Source organism: Arthrobacter koreensis, from assembly GCF_035792275.1.
In the GTDB taxonomy this organism is placed as follows: Bacteria; Actinomycetota; Actinomycetes; order Actinomycetales; family Micrococcaceae; genus Arthrobacter_B; species Arthrobacter_B koreensis_A.
The window spans coordinates 69,148-88,527 of sequence record NZ_JAMWKK010000016.1; the positions used below are offsets into that span (position 1 = coordinate 69,148).

Genomic DNA, 19,380 nt, shown 5'->3' on the forward strand with positions numbered 1-19,380 from the left:
AGCCATGGCAATATTCACCGATCCCATCAAGGACCACGCGGATTTCGGTCCGGGAGACGCGGAATGGCTGCACCTGCTGGTGGGGGACTGGCAGCTGGTTGCGGACCTTGCGTTCGCCGACCTGGCACTGTGGTTCCCGCTCCCGGAGGGCACCTACGTGGCGCTGGCGCATGCCCGGCCGTCGACGTCGCACACCGTGTTCCACAGCGACTTCGTGGGGGAGCGCATCCGCGCCGACCTGCAGCCGCTGGTGGACAAGGCCTGGAAGTCCCAGACCATCGAGCGTTCCAGCGAGACAAACTGGACCACCGAGACGGCGATGCGGGTGGAAGCGATTCCGTTCGTCCGCAACGGGCGCACGCTTGCGGTCGTCACGTCCCATATGGACCTTTCGAGCTCCCGGATGCCGTCCCGGCTGGAACTGACCTACCGCCAGTGCGCGTATGACCTGCTGCGGATGGGAACCCTCGGACTGTGGCCGGACTTCGCCACTCCCACGGGGTCGCGCCGCGGCGCACCCCGTGTGGGTGACGGGCTGATCCGGCTCGACGCCCAGGGCGTGGTGCAGTACGCCAGCCCCAACGGTGTCTCTGCGTTCCGCCGGCTGGGCGACATGGAGACGCTTGAGGGCAGGCCGCTTGCCGAGATCACGACGGCGCTGCTCAAGGACCGCCGAATGGTGGACGAGACATTGCCGCTGGTAGTCACTGGCCGGATGCCCTGGCGGACCGAGATCGAATCCAGGGGAGTGAGCCTGTCGCTGCGGGCTATTCCGCTGCGGGATGAGAAGGAACGGTTCGGTGCGCTGGTGCTTTGCCGCGACGTCTCGGAGCTGCGGCGCCGGGAAATGGAACTGGTGTCCAAGGACGCCACCATCCGCGAAATCCATCACCGGGTGAAGAACAACCTGCAGACGGTCGCCGCGCTCCTGCGGATGCAGTCCCGGCGGATGGAGAGCGACGAAGGCAAACAGGGCCTGGCACAGGCCATGCGCCGGGTATCCACCATCGCGCTGGTGCACGAGACGCTGTCCCAGGGGCTCACCCAGAACGTGGACTTCGATGAGCTGATTGACCGGCAGTTCCGGCTTTCGGCTGAGGTGGCTTCGCCGTCGCAGGCGGTCCGCACAGAACGCCAGGGAACCTTCGGCGAATTGCCCAGCGACCTGGCCACCCCGCTGGCACTGGTGATCAACGAGCTGGTGACCAACGCCGTCGAACACGGCCTCGCCGGCAAGGAAAACGGAACGGTGTGGCTGAACGCTGAGCGCCACCTGGGCGCGGACGGAGGGGAAAACCTCACGGTGACCGTTTCCGACGACGGTGTTGGACTGCCGGAAGAACCCCGCCGGGAAGGACTCGGACTGCAGATTGTGCGGACTCTGGTCCAGAGCGAGCTGGCGGGCACTATCGTGTGGTCTCCCCGTCCGGGCGGCGGAACGGAAGTCACGATCGACATGGAACTCGACGGGGCCCGCCGCCGCTGAGGCTGTTGTACGGAAGAAGGGCCGCTGCCTGCAGGCAGCGGCCCTTCTCTGCTGCCAGGCGGGGGTGCCTGGCAAAAGTCTCGTTGTGTTCGAAGGCCCCGGGGCCTTCTGCTTCCTTAGGAAGCCCGGCGCGCCCTTGCGGCACGGCGCTTAAGCGCACGGCGCTCGTCTTCGCTCATGCCGCCCCAGACACCGGCGTCCTGACCGGTCTCGATCGCCCACTGAAGGCACGTATCGATAACCGGGCACCGGCGGCAAACGCTCTTGGCCTCTTCAATCTGAAGAAGAGCCGGGCCGGTGTTCCCTACGGGGAAGAACAGCTCCGGATCCTTATCCAGACATGCTGCGCGGCTCCGCCAATCCATGCTAATCACTATCTCCTCTGAAAAGTTGACTCCGCTTGTTTGTGAAAACATTCACGAGCAACCACAAACTAAAGGGGCCGGTTTCGGCCCCTGATCCCCTCTACTAGGGTGTCACGCGTTGGAAACGCAAACAAGGGTTAACAAGCTGTTAATCTGCCGGAAATGATGAGTGATGCGTCACAAAGGCCCGTGGCCTCGGTCCTCTAGGATCCCTAACCGGTCGCTGCTCCTCGACTATGTCCGGTATGGTGCCAGTGTGTCAAGACCCCAAAATTCCCCGGCCCAGCCCCCGCGACCGGGCGCAGTTGTACTGATTTCAGCCGTTCTGGTCTTTGAGGCACTGGCCCTTCTGGGCGTTGCGGGCTGGTACGTGTACAACCTTGCCACCTCCACACCGACCTCCATGGGCGGGGCAGTTTTCAGCCTGTTCCTGATCGTTCTGGTGGCCGTATGGCTGCTGGTTGTGGGGCACTTCTTCTTCCGGGGCATGCGCTGGACACGTGCCGCGGCCCTGGTCTGGCAGCTGTTCATGATCGTCATAGCAGTGCCAACCCTGCAGGGCGGGGTAATGGTGGTGGGGCTGGTCCTTCTGCTTCCTGCTGCTGCCGTGCTGCTCCTGCTGTTCACGAAACCCGTTATTGACTGGACCTCCCGTACCAGCGGAGACGCGAAGACTTTCTAGCTGAGTCCTGCGGGGGGAACAGCGAACTGGACTTCCACGGCTGACCCGCCGTCAAACAGGTAGCCGCGTCCGGGGAAAGGCCTGCCTTCCTGCTCCACCCGGACCCCGAAAAACTCGCCGTCACCAGCCTGCGACGGCGCCAGCAGCGCACCGTTCCGCGGCATTCGTGCCCGGGCCGCCACCGGGAGGCGGGAAAGGAGGTTGTATGAGGGAACAGCCGCCAGAACCACCCCGGCGCCGCGGTCGGCCAGCCGGATGAGAAGCTGCTGGTCTTCCGCGGGGAGCTGGTCTGCGTCATCGGCCAGTACCAGCCAGCCGTGCAGGTTTCCGTCCGGGGGAGGGACGCTGCCTCTGGCTCCGGTGATTCCATTGGCAGGACTGACCCGACAGAGCCTGGGTGGGATTGCATGCCCTCCCTCTGGTGCGGACGAAAACGCCGCTGACGCGGCGAAGGTGTCCAGGAGAGTTGTCTTACCGGAACGTGGCGGGCCCAGGACGGTGAAGACCGATCCGGGCGGCACCTGCGCCTCGATGGTTTTGAGCTCGTCTCCGCCCATGCCCACGGGGAAGCTGCACGGGCCAGAGGCAGTGTCGAGGTCACTGTGCAAGACGGTGCGGGGCAGCCCGTCTATCCGGCGTGGAGGCGGCGTCCCTTCCGGGAGCGGTGCAGGCTCGGCAGGCCAGTCGCGCTGATAGCACTGCGCCAGGGTCTTCGACCCGTCCGTTGTCCTATCCAACAGCCCCTCTCCGGCCCCGGGCGTTAGTGGACCCTGGACGAAGGCGCGGCCAGGCAACGGACTCAGCTCAGGCATGCGCGGCCAAGTAAGCAGCGCATCCTCCGAAAGGCCGGCAGGGAACCACAACCTGTTGGGCAAGAGTTGGAAGAACCGTGCGGTGGTCAATTCACGGTTCCCGGAGACTAGCAGGCAGATGTCCGCGGCTGTGCCGTCCCGCGCCAGGGAAAGCAGCGCATCCTCCGCGGTTGACGACTTGGCCGAGCGAAATGTTTCCTGCCATCGTCCCCATCCGGAGACCAGGACCGTAATGCCCGCGGCGTTTCGCTGGTCCGCGAGCCGTTCAAGCAGGACGTCCGCCAGCATCGACAGGACCTTGGAAGCCCGCGCCCTATCGTGAGGCGGCACGCAGGCGCCCACCTGGGGATGGCCAGATGTCCAGGTTAGTGACCCGTCGCCGTCGAGCACATACAGATGTCTGCCGGGCAAGTTGAACAGGTGCTGCCGGGCGAGCGTGGAAGCGGTGGGCGCTGGCCCGGCTCGAGGGAGTCCTACCAGCGCCAGGTGGGAATGCTTATTGAGGTTCCAGTCGAGCCACTGCTGGGCTTGGCGAGCGGGCTGGTCTGCCAGCCCGATCCGAAGGCAGCCAGAGGGCGGGATGGGATGGGAACACAGATCTGCGGGAAGCGGAGGCAGGATGGGCGTCCGCGCGCGCTCCGGGAATCCGGCGTGGACTGCGGCTGCCTGGAGCCCCACCACAATCCTTCTCAGGCCTGGGCCGGACGGGGCGGCCGTCCTTGCGGGAGCGGACAGGAAATCCGCTAGGGTCTGCACCAGCGGAAGCTTTTGTTCGTTCGCCGCGGTGGACGCGGTCTGGAAGGTCAGGGGAGTCCCGCCAGCGAGGCGCAGGACCGCCCTTCCCGGAGAAGACGAAGGAATGCCTGCGGCGTCGTCGCAGCCAACAATGTCGCGGGAATCCATAGTGGATTGAACGCGTAAACAAATGGATGCGGAGATGTTGGCTCGGATATCGGCTGTGACGGCGCCCTGCGGCCGCTGTGTGGCCAGAACCAAATGAACGCCTAGAGACCGGCCGAGGGCCGCAATCTTCATCAGTTCCTGTACGGCGTTCGGTACGGCGTCCGCCAGCATTCGGAACTCGTCTACTACGACGACGAGGCGTGGAAGCGCTGTCTCCCGAGCCGTCCGGGCATTGAACTCATCCAGGTCAGTGGCTTGCGCATGGGCGAGTAGGGACTCCCGGCGTCGTAGTTCAGCCCGCAGCGAGATGAGGGCGCGTGCAACATTCTCCTGGGACAGGTCGGTCAGGAAACCCGCCGTGTGGGGGAGTTCCGTCAGGGGCGCGAGCCCTGACCCGCCCTTGAAGTCGATCAGGAGAAAGTTCAGTCGAGTTGGCGGAATCTGGCAGGCCAGTGAGCACACAAAGGTTCGCAGCAGTTCAGACTTTCCAGAACCCGTAGTGCCGGCGATGAGGATGTGGGGTCCGTCCTGGACAAGGTCAAGTCCCACCGGGCGCCCGCCGGCGTGACCGATCACCGCTCGAAACGGCCGATGTTCCCTCCATGTCTGCCCCGCTGGTTCCGGCAACAAGGGGGATGCAGTCTCCAACGGATTTCGGGCAGATGCTCCCGCCAGCCGAAGCGCGGCCCGATGAAAAGCGCGCGCTCCGAGCAGGTCCGCAAGGAAAGTCTGCCGCTGGTTGTCCCGGGTGAGGGTTCCACAGTCCCGGTCCAGCGCGATTGTGGCGTCAGCGTCCCGCTGGATGGGCAGGGTGCCGGGGTCGCGACAGGCGATGAGGCAGGTGAGCCCGCGGGTCTGCTCCGGGAGGCTGTTCCAGATCCTCTGTGCCGTGTTCCATAACCCCGGCGGTGCGACGACTACCAGGGGGTAGCCGGGACGCGACGCGGCGAGATCCACGAGTGCGGCCACCGCCGCGCTCGTGTGCTTGGCCGGCACCAGTTGAATGCCGGGGAGGAACCGGGCATCGCAGATGAGTTCATCAGCTCTGGTGCCGATCAGTGCAACCGCGGGTCCGTCCGTTGCGCTGCTGTTTCCAAGCTGGAGCAGCAGGGAGCGTAAGAGCCCTTGGACGTCTCCGAAGGCCCCCGTGACGCAAGCTGTGCTGCCGGCCGGTGCCTCCAATACCACCGGCACGGCATCGAGCATTGGCGGGCGCCAGGTATCAGTCCGGTTTCGGAGTGCCAAGTCTGCCGGAAGAGAGCCGGTGCCAAGCCGCAGGGCGATGGGCGGTTTCCGGCTGGTGGTTTTGGTGTTCGGTGCTGGTTCCATTCGGATTGAGTCTCCGAATGCAGAACCTGGCTCAGCAGCAAGGCATCGATCACCCAAGGTGGGGTGCAGGACATGACGCCGGATGCGGTCCACCTCCATTGCCGTCGCTTCGGCACCTCGGAAGGCGGTAATGCGGCGTCGGTAGAGTAGGAATCTGGCCCCGGCGGTGAGCGCGCCAATGCCCGAGAAGGCCAGAAAGAGCCACATTCCGGTTGATAATGCCAGTGCGATTCCGAGCCCGAGCGGTAGAAAAGTTGCTGCCAGGGTGCCTGAGCCTGGCCGCGGCGGGGGAGCATCCTCTATTTCGACGGGGCTGTCCACTGGCTGTGGAGGGCTACCTGTTCCTGGGATTTCTAGCCCGTCCGGCCTTCCTGTGTCCGTTCCCGGTAGATGCAGCCGGAATAAAGTGTTTCCGGCCCGCACTATGGACGTGGTGGACAACCGTGCGTGGCTTACGCGCTTACCGTCTACCCAGAGCCCATTGCTGGAGTCCCGGTCGAATATCTGCACTCCTTTGGAATTCACCTCGAGCCGGGCATGGATGCGTGACAGCGCAGGGTCGCTGATCAGGATGCCAGTGCGCTCCGTCCCGGCGTTCTGGTCTGGGCTTGGGCGTCCCAGTGAGTAGTGTCCGGGCCTTAGTTCCTCTATGCGTCCGGCATCCGGGCCGGTGTGTGTCACGAGGAGGAGCCCAGGGATGGCGTCTCGAACGCGGGATGCCCTGGAATCGGTGCCCGGCGTAAAGAGGATGCGCCCCTCCTGACCGCCAGCCAGTTCGAACGCACGGGCAGTTCTGGACTGATGATCGGAAAGACTAAGCAGGCCATTCACCTGGGCGGCTAGCTCCGCATCGCTCATGAAAGACGTGGGATTAATCACCAGTGGCAGAACCTGGGTCTCGTGTAAGGAAGGGAGAACATGGGACACGAGACGCCCCGTTGCTGATGCGTGGATCGCCACAAGTACACCTCCCTGACAGGAAACATCCAGTCGGCACCAAGCTACTGCCGGAGCGCTTAGGAACCTCGGGACGCAGAGCAGTTGTGGATAATTTTCGCGCGAGGGGGCGGGCGGTGTTGCGGGGTCGAGTGATGGAGGAACGATAGACTCGCGATGGGGGAGACCGCAAAAAGTTATTTCGAAAGGCCCGTGTGCACCAGGAAGTACTAGTCACTCGGAAGCATGAGCAACCGCGTGCCCGCCCGAAACCAGGGTTCAGGCCCGAAGTCCAGGGACTTCGGGCGCTAGCTGTGCTCATGGTGGTGACCTACCACATTTGGTTTGGGCGGGTGTCGGGCGGCGTGGACATCTTCCTGCTCATCTCGGCCTTCCTGCTCACTTTGTCGTTTGTACGCAAACTCGAAGCGGGCCGGGCACTCGACCTAGGCCGCTACTGGCTACATATGTTCAAACGCCTGCTGCCAGCCGTCGTCGTCGTTCTTCTGAGCGTCCTTGCCGCTACGGCCTTGTTCGTCCCCCGCTCGCGCTGGTCTGAAATCCTGTCTCAGACCTGGTCTTCCCTCTTCTACTTCCAAAACTGGGCACTTGCAGCCAACTCAGTGGATTACTACGCAACTGACCAAAGCATCGCGAGCCCGCTTCAGCACTTCTGGTCCTTATCCGTGCAGGGCCAGGTTTTTATCCTTTGGCCGCTGCTTTTCGCGCTGGTGGCGGTTATCGTCAAAGCTGCGAAGGTTCCCGTCCGCCGAGCAGTACTGCTCGTGTTCGGTGCGGTCTTTGTTGCGTCCCTAACGTTTTCCATTTACGAAACGTATACGAACCAGGTCCACGCCTACTTCGATACCAGGACGCGACTCTGGGAATTCGCCTTCGGTACTCTGCTGGTCCTCGCGCTGCCGTACCTAAAGCTGCCGGGCGCCGTACGCGTGGCGGCGGGCTGGATCGGCCTCGCCGCCATGCTCTCCGGCGGCTTCATCCTCGATGTCCAGGGCCAGTTCCCCGGTTATGTTGCATTATGGCCGCTCGTAGCCGCCGCTCTCATAATACTTGCGGGGCAAACGCAGAGCCCGTTCGGAGCGGACAGGCTCTTGACCTGGAAACCTCTGATCCGGCTTGGTGACATGTCCTACGCCCTCTACCTCTGGCACTGGCCCGTCCTTATCATCTACCTGATCTGGCGTGGACGTGAGGAAGTGGGACCGATCGGTGGCACTGCCATTATTGCTCTGTCTCTTACGCTGGCGTACCTGACCACGCGATTCGTGGAGCGGCCCATGCGCGCCATGCAATGGGCGGAGAAGAAGAAACGGCGGGCGGCTGTTGTTATTGCAGTATGCATTGTGCTGGCCGCAGCGCCAGCCGTGGCCTGGCAGGGCGGACTGAAGCTGGAAGCAGCCCAGCTAGCGGCAGGTGCGGACCGGAACAACCCTGGAGCTGCCGCGTTGTTGCCGGGGTTTGTAGACCGAAGTGATCCAGGGGCGCCGATCATTCCACTTACCACTTCTCTAGGGGAGGAATGGGCGAGCCTCGACGGAGACTGCAGCGCATATGACGATGCACCTGTTAGCCAGGAACTCGCCGATCGGTGCATGGGCACAGAGTCGGATGACTACGGGAAGACTCTTCTAGTCATCGGCGACTCGCACGCCCAGCAATGGCTCGGATCCATCCGGCCGATGGCAGAGGAAAGGAACTACCGGGTGATGGCGCTCCTCCTCGGCGGGTGTCGCTTCGGAGCGCCCCAGGACGGACATTGGGAGGAATGCCGAGAGTTCAACGAAGCAGCGCTGGAATACGCGCTGGAACTGCAGCCGGACGCGGTTCTGGCCGTGGGCACCGCGGCTCGCGCGGATGAAGCCAATGACCAGGTCATAGCAGGTCTTCCGGAAGCGGCCCATCTGCTGGCAGAGAAGGAGGTTCCACTCATTGGTGTCCGCGACAACCCGCGATTCGAGTTCAACGTCCTGGAATGTACAGAGACCCACGGAGCAGATCAATGCTCCGCGCCGCTGGAAGACAAGCTCTCGGACAGCGCTTCCTTGGCCGTCGACTTCGATGACATAGAGAACCTGGCGCTGCTGGACATGACGGACATCATCTGTCCGAACAATGTCTGCTCTCCCGTGGTTGGCAATGTCCGGGTGTATTTGGATGACAACCACCTGACCGCGTCTTATGCAGAATCGATGAGCATCGAGTTCGACCGCCGGTTCCATGCCTTGGTTGGATGGTAGCGCACCGCAAGAGTCGAACGTCCGAATGTGTGCCCACAAAAAATGTCCGATAACCTAAACCGTTGGGTGTGTGCCGTACGGCTGCCCGGAAACTTACAGGAGTGACAAGTGAACGTTGACCTCGTCGTCGTAGGGTCGGGCTTCTTCGGCCTCACCGTAGCCGAACGTGCCGCCAAAGAACTGGGCTTGAAGGTTGCGGTCCTTGACCGCAGGCACCACATCGGTGGCAATGCCTACAGCGAGAACGAATCCCAGACCGGGATCGAGGTGCACCGTTATGGTGCGCACCTGTTCCATACGTCCAACGAGCGTGTCTGGAACTATGTGAACGAGTTCACCCAGTTCACCAACTACGTGCATAAGGTCTACACCAGCCACAAAGGCGAGGTGTACCCCATGCCTATCAATCTGGGAACAATTAACCAGTTCTTCCGCTCCTCGATGGGACCGGCCGAAGCCAGGGCGCTCATCCAGGAGCAGGCCGGCGAACTGGCCGGCACCGATCCGCAGAACCTCAACGACAAGGGCATCCAGCTGATTGGACGCCCGCTCTATGAGGCGTTCATCAAGTACTACACGGGCAAGCAATGGCAGACGGATCCGAAGAATCTGCCCGCCGAGATCATCTCGCGTCTCCCAGTCCGTTACACCTACGACAACCGGTACTTCAACGACAAGTATGAGGGCCTGCCCGTAGACGGCTACACCGCTTGGATCGAGCGGATGGCTGACCACCCAAACATCCAGGTGCACCTCAAGACCGATTTCTTCGACGACGGGCACGAGTTCTCCCGCTCCATAACACTCGGCCAGGTGCCGGTGGTTTACACCGGTCCGGTCGACCGTTACTTCGACTATGCCGAGGGCGACCTTTCCTGGCGCACGATCGACCTTGAGGAAGAAGTCCTGCCGATCGAGGACTTCCAAGGAACTTCAGTCATGAACTACCCGGATGAGGATGTTCCCTACACCCGGATCCACGAGTTCCGCCATTTCCACCCGGAGCGGGACTACACCAAGGACGCTACGGTCATCATGCGTGAGTACTCCCGCTTCGCTGAAAAGGGAGACGAGCCGTACTACCCGGTCAACACTGCTGAGGACCGCTCCAAGCTGCTTGCCTACCGCGACCTTGCCAAGGGCGAAAAGGACGTCCTGTTCGGCGGACGTCTGGGTACCTACAAGTACCTGGACATGCACATGGCCATCGGGTCTGCCCTGTCCATGTACGACAATAAGATCAAGCCCCACTTCACCGGGGGAGCAAAGCTGGAAAGCGGAGGAGTCGACGCGTGAGCAACGCTATAGTCGAAAGCTCGGCAAGGGCCGGACAGCGACGCGAAGTCTGGTCGACCCTCCAGCGTGTCGTCCTACCCTCTCAGGACCAGCTAGACACGGTGCCCTTGTATCTGGACACGGGCAGCGCGGTGGGCGTCCAATTGTCTACCATGAATGGGGACGCCAAGAAGAGCACCCGGGCGGCCCCGTCGTTTTCCACGCCCGGAAAGGAAGCCCACGCAGAGGACTTCCTCTCCCGGCGTTCAACGTCCGTCCGGGCCGGTGAGCGTGTGTCCTTCGGCTCCTATTTCAATGCGTTCCCGGCTAGCTACTGGCGCCGTTGGACCAACTTGGATACTGTGCGTCTGAGCGTCCGGACGACGGGAACCGGAGCCGTCAGTGTCTACAAGTCCAATGCACGTGGTGCACTCCAGCACGTCGAAACCCAGCGCGTGGGCGCCCCGGCAACCAGCACGTTCGAGCTGAGTCTGAAGCCGTTCGGCGACGGGGGCTGGTACTGGTTCGATCTAGTGGCCGGTTCTGAGCCTCTCGTCCTTGAGGAAGCTGAATGGCAGGCCCCGGGCGAACCGGTCAGCCAGGGCACAGTCACCCTTGAGATCACCACGCTGAACAAGACTGACTTCTGCCTTAACAACCTGCGTATTCTGGGCGAGCATCCTGAGGCTCTGAGGTGCCTCAAGGAGGTGTTGATTGTAGACCAGGGTACAAAGAAGGTTGCCGACGCCGAGGGTTTCGCTGAAGTCGAAGCCCTGATGGACGGCAAACTGAGAATCATCAACCAGGCAAACCTTGGTGGTTCCGGCGGCTTCGCACGCGGGATGTATGAGGCAGTAGAAAGCGGGAGTGACTACGTCCTGCTCCTGGACGACGACGTTGTCATGGAACCAGAGAGCATCTCCCGCCTAGTCACCTTCGCCGACCGCTGCAAGACCCCCACCATCGTGGGCGGGCACATGTTCGACCTGTACAACCGGACCGTGCTCCATACCTTCGGCGAGACAGTTAATCCGTACCGTTTTCAGCCGGATCAGCCTCACGAGGATCAGACCCTAGGCCACGACTTCGTGCGCTCCAACCTGCGGCAGACCTCGTGGCTACACCGCCGGGTCGACGTAGATTACAACGGCTGGTGGATGTGCCTGATCCCCACCAAGGTCATCCGCGACATTGGGCTGTCCTTGCCGGTCTTTATCAAATGGGACGATGCCGAGTACGGGCTGCGGGCGAAGACCGCGGGCTATCCGACTGTTTCCATGCCGGGCTCGGCCGTGTGGCATGTCTCGTGGATCGATAAGGACGATCTCGTGGGATGGCAGGCTTATTTCCACACGCGCAACCGCATGATTGCGGCGCTGCTGCACAGCCCGTATGAACACGGCGGCCGCGTTGTCCGGGAAACCGGCTACATGGATCTCAAACACCTGATTTCGATGCAGTACTATACAGCTGTCGGCCGGGCCATGGCGCTGCGCGATCTCCTGAAGGGTCCCGAGCAGCTTCACGACCTCTTGCCAACCAAGCTTCCGGAAATCCGCGGTATGGTCTCAGAATTCTCGGATGCCCAGATCCAGTCTGAGCCGGAGGCGTTCCCAGCGCCCGTCATGCATAAACCGCCGCGGCGAGGACAGGGCTTCAGTGCGCCCTCGTACGCCACCCTGATTCCATGGGCGGCAAAGACCGTGGTTAAGCAGCTGACCAAGAAGGTTCCTGCGGTCAGCATGGAGCACCCCCAGGCGTACATTGCCCACCAGGACAACAAGTGGTGGCGTACGTCCCAGTACGACAGCGCGGTGGTCTCCAATGCTGAGGGGACCGGTGCCTCCTGGTACCGGCGTGACCCAAAGCAGGTGCGCGAGCTGCTGGCGGAGAGCCTTCGGCTGAACGCGGAGATCCTGAAGAACTGGCAGCACTTGAGCGACCGTTACCGCGGCGCTCTGCCGCACATCACTTCCTTCGAAGCCTGGAAGGCAACGTTTGAGAAGCATTCGGAAGACGAGGGCAGATAGGTTTGTCGGCCGAACCTCTTCAGACGCCGGGGCGGGGCAGCGGATTTGCTGACCTTTTCCGTTCACGGTTCCTTCTCAAGCTGCTAGTTGCCAAGGAACTGAAGGTCCGCTATCGCGGATCGGTGCTGGGGCTGCTGTGGTCCTATGTGAAGCCGGCTGTGCAGTTCGTCGTCTTCTATGTTGCCCTTGGTGTCTTCCTGAACATGGAGCGGAGCCCTGGCAACCCCAGCGGGCTTCCGAACTACGCGATCTATCTGTTCTCAGGCATAGTGCTGATCAACTTTTTCACCGAAGCCCTGGGCAATGCCTCACGCTCGATCGTGGGCAACGGAGGTCTGATCAAAAAGATCTACCTTCCGCGTCAGCTCTTCCCCGTGGCATCTGTTTGGGTTTCGGGAGTCCACTTCGTACCTCAGATCATCATTCTGCTGGTCGCCTGCCTATTCAACGGCTGGCGGCCCGGCCTGATGCAGCTGGCGGCTGCCGTAGCCGGCTTCCTGATCGTGGCACTTCTGGCCACCGGTCTGGGCCTGCTTTTCGGAGCCGTCAACGTGTACTTCAGGGACGCTGAAAACCTGGTTGACATGCTGCTGATGATCGCAACGTGGGCCTCACCTGTCCTGTATTCATGGATCATGGTGCGTGACAAGCTCGGCGAAACGTTTTTCACCGTCTACCAGCTAAATCCGATTACCGTAGGCGTCGAAGCGTTTCACTTCGCCTTCTGGCTGCCCACCGCGGACGCGGCAGAAGCTGTTCCTCCGCACCTGCTTTCAGTGTGGATTCCCGTCGGCTTGGCTATTTCGGGGTTGGTCCTGCTGACCGGACAGCTCGTTTTCCGTCGCCTTGAAGGCCGTTTCGCACAGGAGCTCTGACCCGTGGCCACTGCCATAGAAGTAAGCAATATCAGCAAGAGGTTTGTCCTGCGCCATACGCGCTCGATGAAAGAGGCGTTTGTCTGGCTGATCAAGGGGCGCAAGGGCGACCTGAGCGAGAAATTTGATGCCCTTAAGGACGTGTCCCTAGCCGTGGAGCAAGGTGAAACCGTGGCGCTGTTGGGCCTGAACGGGTCAGGCAAGTCCACGCTGCTGAAGCACATCTCCGGCGTCATGCGCCCCGATGCCGGTCGCGTGGGTACCAGGGGGCGCGTTGCGGGACTTATCGAAGTCGGCGCAGGATTTCACCATGATCTCAGTGGACGGGACAACGTCTACCTCAACGGTGCAATCCTTGGCATGACCGAGCAGGAGATCGACGAGAAGTTCGACTCAATTGTCGAATTCTCCGAAATCGGCCAGTTCATCGACACCGAGGTTAAGTTCTATTCCTCGGGTATGTACCTGCGGCTCGCTTTTTCCGTCGCCGTACATACGGACCCAGAAGTCTTCCTGGTGGATGAGATCTTGGCAGTGGGCGACGAACCGTTCCAGAAGAAGTGCATCGACAAGATCAAGGAACTGGCCGGAGAAGGCAAGACGCTGGTAGTTGTCAGTCATGATTTGGACCTGGTTTCGCGCATCTGTGAGCGGGGAGTGCTCCTGGAGCATGGAAAGATCGTGATGGACGCCCCGGTGCGCGACGTCGTTGACCGTCTCCGCGGCGTCGCGTAGGTTCCCACCCTGCTGGCGGCTTTGCGTCCGGACCCTGAATCAACGTGCTGTGAGAATCACGGCACATCGGAAGGAACACAGTGACCTGGATTTCCGTCACGCCACAGATCATGGTCGCTTTGTGCGTCATTCTAGTGCCGGGAGGGTTGCTGGCCTTCCTTGGGTTCCGGTTGCGGTGGATGGCTGCCTTGGCAGTCTCACCCGTGCTCAGCGTCTCTCTGGTGGCGGTGTCGGCAGTTATTGCGGACTTCATGGGCGTTCGCTGGTCTTGGGTCCCGCTTGCTGTCCTGACCGCTGCAACAACGCTCGTGGTGTGGCTGCTGAGGGCGTGGTGGGCCGGCCGTTCCCCCGAGCAGGGGCAGCCGCAGGCCGCGGACCCGGCCTTGCATTTGGTGGAGGCCGTTACAGTTGTGGGTGCAGCCGCACTTGTGGGACGCCGCCTGCTCTATGCCTTTGGGTCTCCTGAGAGCTTCTCCCAGACCTTCGATAACATCTTCCATCTCAACGCCATCCAGTACATAGCTGATACCGGGTCCGCGTCATCCCTGAGCATAGGCGGCATGACCGGGATTGGTTTTTATCCCGCCGGATGGCACGGGCTGGTGTCACTGGTCGACTCGCTTACCGGGTCAGCGATCCCGGTGAGCGTCAACGCGGTCAACCTTGTGATTGGGGCGCTTATCTGGCCCCTTGGCTGCATTTTCCTGGTCCAGCAGATCGCCGGCCGGCGCGTAGTACCCACTCTGCTGGCCGGAGTTCTGGCGGGCGCCTTCGGAACCTTCCCGCTACTGCTGGTGGATTTTGGCGTCCTCTACCCAAACTTCCTCGGCGTCAGCCTGATTCCGGCAGTGCTCGGAATCCTGCTCGCTGTCCTGGGACTGGCCCGGAGGTCCGCACCGCTGCCTCTGCTATGGCTACTGCTCCTGGCAGCGCTTCCCGGGCTGGGGCTGGGACATCCCAGTGCGGTCCTGGCGGTGACAGCGTTCTCGGTGCCCCTGGTAATCGCGGCAGTGACCCGCCGTGTACGTACGGAGGTCGCCCGGCGCAGCACGGTTCGGGCCTGGCTGTATATCCTGGGCTTCGTCCTCTACGGAATCGGAGTCGTGAGGCTCTGGTACGTTGTGCGTCCTGCAGCTGACACACTGATCTGGCTTCCGTACCAGACACCGGCCCAGGCCATGGGCGAAGTTTTTGCCAGCGCACCGCTTGGATCCCCCGTTTCATGGGCCGTAATGATTCTGTGCGCCTTCGGACTCGTGGCCGTTGTCCTCGGGCGTGCGTCCTGGTGGGCTGCCGGCCTCTGGGCTGTAGGCGGCTTCCTATATGTCGTCGCCACCGGAGCAGCAGACAGCGACTTCCGGGACTTGATTACCGGAGGTTGGTACACGGACAACTACCGCCTCGCTGCCCTGCTTCCCGTAGCCGCCCTGCCGCTGGCCGCCATCGGAGGCACCATGCTGATCGCTTGGCTGAATCGCAGGATCTGGCAGCCAGTGCTGGATCTGATGATGGCACGGGAATGGAAGGCGGCAACAACCCGCACCGCGACCGCTGCAGCAGTGGTGATCGTGCTGGCGGTAACCGCGGTGGCAACCCAGCAGCAGAACGTCCGCAACGCAGCGATGTCCGCGGCCGGCAACTACGAGCTGACCGATGACTCCCCGCTGGTCTCCAGTGATGAGTACGAACTGATGAGGCGCCTCGACGGCGTGATCGAAGACGGTGCGGAACTCGTTGGAAATCCGTGGACCGGAAGTTCCCTGGTCTACGCACTGACCGGTCACAGGCCTATGCAGCTGCACACGATCTCCGCGTTGGACCCGGAAGAAGACGAAGTGTACGCGAGCCTCCGGGAAGCCCAGACAGAGCCGGACGTCTGCCCGGCCCTGCGGGAAACCGGGGTGAAGTATGTGCTGGACTTCGGGGATCAGGAGATACATGGTGGAGACCATCCGTATCCAGGTCTGGAGGACCTGGACTCGAGCGGTGCCGTTGAACTGGTGGATGCCGAAGGCGACGCAAAGCTGTACCGGATTACTGCCTGCGGCTAGCTGTACTCAGACAACAGGTTGATTACACATCGTGATCGGTGTTTTGCCTCCGAGGCTGCCGTGTGGGTGTTGTTGGTTGTGAAAGTCTAACCAGGGTTGGAGGGCATCGGTGAAGGCCTTCGTCGTTAGCCACATGAGTTACGGGCCGGCGTGCGGCGACGCGCTGGATCAGGATCATTCTTCGGGCATTACCTTGGGACATGAAGATCTCTTTGGTTCAGTGTGTGTGGTAACCACCAAACTTTAGTCTCAGTACAGTTACCCGCCGAAGAAGCGGCGCCCGGACTGCGGTCACTGCGGAACGGAGTCACCGCGTCTTGCTGACCGGCGGAAATATGTGTGAACCACACGCAGCTGATATGCAGCAACCGCCATTTCGGACACTGCCACGGCCCAAGCAACTCCAGCGGCACCAAGTGTCAGGGCGCCGGTTATGATCAGCGGAATTCCGACGGCAGCTCCTAGCACCGTGGACACCGCCAGTGCTTTCCCTTCGCCAATGGGAATCAGGCACGCGAGCCCAACGACCTGGGAGACGGCGACCGCGCCAAACACGACGCCCATGGGCACACTGAGGTCGAACCCGACCGTGATCTCGCCCTGGGACAGCAGGATGCTTGCCCAGGGAATGCAAACGGCCATAGCCAGGGCACTGACCAGCGCCCCGAACGGGGCCAGCTTGGCAGCTGTGCGTACGCGGGCATCCTGGCGTGCCCTGTCCGGATCCGCGATGGAACCCTGCAGGACCTGGACCACCGGGCCGACTGCGGTGAGTCCGTACTTGAAGAACTTTTCAGCCATCGCGTAAAGCGGAACGGCGGCCGGAATGGCCGCGCCCACAACCAGCAGGGGCGTATTGACATATAGGCTGGAGGTAGCGGCGGTGATGACGCCGTGCCGCTGGCCGCCCAGGCGGCGCAGGGCGCGGCCAAGGCGGAAATCGAACCGGGGACCGAAGGCAGACCTGCGGATCAGCAGGCCGCTGGCCAGGACAGCCAAGAGGTTCATGCCAAGCTGTATCGACAGGTAGACGTACACGTCTGCGGTGAGTATGAGCCCGCCCAGGCCGAAAAGTGTCCCCAGTGTGACCGGCAGGGTATCGAAGACCAGCAGCCGCCCGGGCCGCGCATCACCGACGAAGTACCACGAGGCTCCGAGGAAGGGCAGGAGGTACGCCATGCAGGCTAGAACCGCCACGGACGGGGAGCTGCTGCCAGCAATCAGCCATACTGTCAGTGCAGCCAGCGGGGCAGCGACGATGAACAGGTAAAACCGGCTGACCAACGAATCGACATACATCTGCGGACGTTGCTCCGCCGGCATCCCGGCGACCATGGCCGGCCCCACTGTTCCCCAGCCGAAGGAAACCAGCACGCCAAAGAGGAGTGCCGCGGACTGCCCGAGCGCGATCACGCCCCATGTTGCGCTCCCAGCGTGGGTGATCACAACAGGTATGGCCAGGACTCCGACCACGGTGGTGATGACAACAGAGGCGCCGAACGCCCCCAGACGCTGGAAATGCCGCAGGACAGTGCGCTGGCCCAAGAAGTATCCTCCGTTACACGGGATCTGCACGGACCATTTTCCGCGCTTGTTCCCGCTGAAGATTCTAACCCGGCGAGTTGAACGGGTTGATATCATCGAGATAGCGCCGCCCGCCTTCAGCCTGTTCCTTTCGGCATGGAGCCGGGGCACACTCCGTCGATGGGAACTCTTTGTCTGTAGCAGCAGTTGTTGTCTCGTATAACCGTGTGGACCTGCTCCGCAAATGCCTTTCGGCACTTCAATCCCAAGACCGGCAACCGGACGAGATTATCCTTGTGGACAATGGGTCCACCGACGGCAGCGTTGCCATGGTGCGCGAGGAGTTTCCGGAAGTTTCAGTCTTCGAAACCGGTGCCAACCTCGGCGGCGCCGGGGGTTTCGCCTGGGGGATAGAGCATGCCATCGCCGCAGGCCACGACTGTGCCTGGCTGATGGACGATGACGCCGAACCGCTTCCCGGCAGCCTGGCACCCCTGGTGAAGGCCATGGAGTCCGCGACGGACCGGCCCGGGTTTGTTACCTCGCTGGTTCTCAATCCGGAGGGCTCGCCGAACAGCGGCCATTTGCCCGACCTGACCCCGGCCCCCGAGAAGCAGCTAACAGCCAATGCGCTGGGGGGAATCGCCGTCGACAGTGCCAGTTTCGTTGGTGTCCTGATCGACCTCGTGGCCGCAGCAAAGATGCCGCTGCCTTACGCTGACTTCTTTATCTGGTTCGACGACGCCGAATACACCCGAAGGCTCAGCAGCAGCACATTCGGCATGATGCTCCCGGACAGCCGCATCAGCCACCCGGAAAAGCAGAACCAAACCGACATGGGCGGGCGCCTTTTCTACTACATCCGCAACAACCTGTGGCGTCGCCGTCTGGACCCGGCGCCTAGGACGCTGCTGCAGAACCCGGTGAGGTGGGCTGCCGGCATGGCCGTGCTGGCGCTGCGCCAGGGGCTGGCCGCTGAGGACCGCAGGCTCTGGCTCCGCTCCGCAGGACGCGGGCTTTATGAGGGACTGGTCCGATCTCCCCGGACAATTTGGCCCGGCCAGCTGCTTGCCAAGACCGTCCGGCTGGGCGACTAGCAACCGCTGGCCCGCTGGGATCCAACCGGCCCGCAGCCGACATCGAACGACCGCACGCAACCGTACCAACCAAAGGTGTACAGCATGTCCGACTCCTACCGCGTCGCCGCGGTGATTTCCGCCTACAACCCGCCGCTGGATCTGGTAGACAAAGTCAAGCGGCTGGCCGACCAGGTTGAACTCATCGTCGTCGTCGATGACGGATCCCCGGAGGCAGACCCGTCAGTGCTGGCGGGACTGGCGGAGGCCGGCGCCGTTGTACTGGAGCAGGGAACCAACAGCGGTATCGCTGCGGCACTCAACGCAGGCATCCGTTATGCTGCCGAATCGTCGCCGGACTTCTTCCTCACGCTGGACCAGGATTCAGAACTCGATTCCGGCTACGTCGCATCAGCGCTGAGCGCCTGGGAACGGGCCAAGGCCCAGGGCTTAGCTGTAGGCATGGTGTGCGCAGAGTCGCACAACGGCAGCACGGTCATGGTACAGAAAGCCGGTGAAGCCTTCCTCGAGGCGTTCGATCCGATGCAGTCCGGAACGCTGATCCCGGCGTCGACCTTCGAGGTGGCCGGACTGTTGGAAGAGGATCTGTTCATCGACTGTGTCGATTCGGAGTTCACGGCACGAATTCGCGGACTGGGGCTGGCCGCCCTGATCGCCCCGGGTTGCAACATCGCCCACTCGGTGGGGGACTCGCGCCCCATGCGGCTCGGAACATGGCATGTCACGGTGGGAGGACAGAAGCGTTTTGTGCACTCTCACGCACCCTTCCGTGTCTATTACATCACGCGCAACGGCCTGGTCATGTACAAGCGGTACCTGCTGAAACAGCCCATATGGGTGCTTAGGAGGATCGGCTTGGAAATCGTTTTCTACGGCGTTCGCGTGGTCTACGGTCCGCATCGCGGCCGGCAGATCGCAGCCATTCTATTCGGCGTGCGGGATGCACTGGCCGGGCGAATGGGACGAATCAGCCCCCGCGTTAGTGCCCTGGTCACCCCGCGGAAGCGGAAAGCCGACTAAAG

General features: G+C 62.2%; 13 protein-coding genes and 1 pseudogene. 10 read left to right on the plus strand and 4 right to left on the minus strand.

Annotated features, from left to right (window positions below; all coding sequences use genetic code 11):
• Positions 1-4 precede the first annotated feature (4 nt).
• Entirely contained in the window at positions 5-1,486 is a 1,482-nt protein-coding gene (locus tag NGB94_RS14950; protein ID WP_325791481.1) for a PAS domain-containing sensor histidine kinase, read from the plus strand.
• A 116-nt stretch (positions 1,487-1,602) separates the two neighbouring features.
• On the opposite strand, the gene NGB94_RS14955 is transcribed toward NGB94_RS14950, so the two are convergent.
• The gene (locus NGB94_RS14955; protein WP_055239553.1) at positions 1,603-1,851 is read right to left on the minus strand and encodes a WhiB family transcriptional regulator; all 249 of its coding nucleotides are present in this window, start codon (positions 1,849-1,851) and stop codon (positions 1,603-1,605) included.
• A gap of 256 nt (positions 1,852-2,107) precedes the next feature.
• Here NGB94_RS14955 and NGB94_RS14960 point away from each other — a divergent pair, with 256 nt between their 5' ends.
• The gene (locus NGB94_RS14960) at positions 2,108-2,533 is read left to right on the plus strand and encodes a hypothetical protein (RefSeq protein ID WP_325791482.1); all 426 of its coding nucleotides are present in this window, start codon (positions 2,108-2,110) and stop codon (positions 2,531-2,533) included.
• Here the strand turns inward: NGB94_RS14960 and NGB94_RS14965 are convergent.
• Positions 2,530-5,577, minus strand: a complete 3,048-nt coding sequence (locus NGB94_RS14965; protein WP_325791483.1) for an FtsK/SpoIIIE domain-containing protein — start codon at positions 5,575-5,577, stop codon at positions 2,530-2,532. The two genes, NGB94_RS14960 and NGB94_RS14965, sit on opposite strands and share 4 nt — an antisense overlap.
• Positions 5,578-5,979: 402 nt before the next feature.
• A pseudogene (locus tag NGB94_RS16815) lies at positions 5,980-6,435 on the minus strand (FHA domain-containing protein); the annotation flags it as partial.
• A 293-nt stretch (positions 6,436-6,728) separates the two neighbouring features.
• On the opposite strand from NGB94_RS16815, the gene NGB94_RS14970 reads away from it, so the two are divergent.
• The 6 genes from NGB94_RS14970 to NGB94_RS14995 all read left to right on the plus strand — a co-directional run bounded on the left by NGB94_RS14970 (position 6,729) and on the right by NGB94_RS14995 (position 15,737).
• Complete coding sequence (locus tag NGB94_RS14970) at positions 6,729-8,771, plus strand: acyltransferase family protein (RefSeq protein WP_325791484.1); 2,043 nt, start codon at positions 6,729-6,731, stop codon at positions 8,769-8,771.
• Positions 8,772-8,879: 108 nt separating this feature from the next.
• Positions 8,880-10,067 (plus strand): UDP-galactopyranose mutase, encoded by a 1,188-nt coding sequence (glf, locus tag NGB94_RS14975; RefSeq protein WP_325791485.1) that lies wholly within the window; start codon positions 8,880-8,882, stop codon positions 10,065-10,067.
• A complete protein-coding gene (locus NGB94_RS14980; RefSeq protein WP_325791486.1) occupies positions 10,064-12,076 on the plus strand; it encodes a glycosyltransferase in 2,013 nt (670 codons plus the stop codon). Before glf ends, NGB94_RS14980 begins: the two co-directional genes overlap by 4 nt.
• A gap of 2 nt (positions 12,077-12,078) precedes the next feature.
• Positions 12,079-12,951: an ABC transporter permease gene (locus NGB94_RS14985; protein ID WP_325791487.1), complete on the plus strand. Its 873-nt coding sequence runs from the start codon at positions 12,079-12,081 to the stop codon at positions 12,949-12,951.
• 3 nt (positions 12,952-12,954) lie between these two features.
• The gene (locus NGB94_RS14990; protein ID WP_325791488.1) at positions 12,955-13,686 is read left to right on the plus strand and encodes an ABC transporter ATP-binding protein; all 732 of its coding nucleotides are present in this window, start codon (positions 12,955-12,957) and stop codon (positions 13,684-13,686) included.
• Positions 13,687-13,796: 110 nt separating this feature from the next.
• Positions 13,797-15,737 (plus strand): DUF6541 family protein, encoded by a 1,941-nt coding sequence (locus NGB94_RS14995; RefSeq protein ID WP_325791513.1) that lies wholly within the window; start codon positions 13,797-13,799, stop codon positions 15,735-15,737.
• 291 nt (positions 15,738-16,028) lie between these two features.
• Here NGB94_RS14995 and NGB94_RS15000 read toward each other — a convergent pair whose 3' ends face one another.
• A complete protein-coding gene (locus tag NGB94_RS15000; protein ID WP_325791489.1) occupies positions 16,029-17,282 on the minus strand; it encodes a hypothetical protein in 1,254 nt (417 codons plus the stop codon).
• A gap of 170 nt (positions 17,283-17,452) precedes the next feature.
• Between NGB94_RS15000 and NGB94_RS15005 the strand changes: the two genes are divergently transcribed.
• Both NGB94_RS15005 and NGB94_RS15010 read left to right on the plus strand, forming a co-directional pair.
• Positions 17,453-18,358, plus strand: a complete 906-nt coding sequence (locus tag NGB94_RS15005; RefSeq protein ID WP_325791490.1) for a glycosyltransferase family 2 protein — start codon at positions 17,453-17,455, stop codon at positions 18,356-18,358.
• Positions 18,359-18,442: 84 nt separating this feature from the next.
• Entirely contained in the window at positions 18,443-19,378 is a 936-nt protein-coding gene (locus NGB94_RS15010) for a glycosyltransferase (RefSeq protein ID WP_325791491.1), read from the plus strand.
• Positions 19,379-19,380 lie beyond the last annotated feature (2 nt).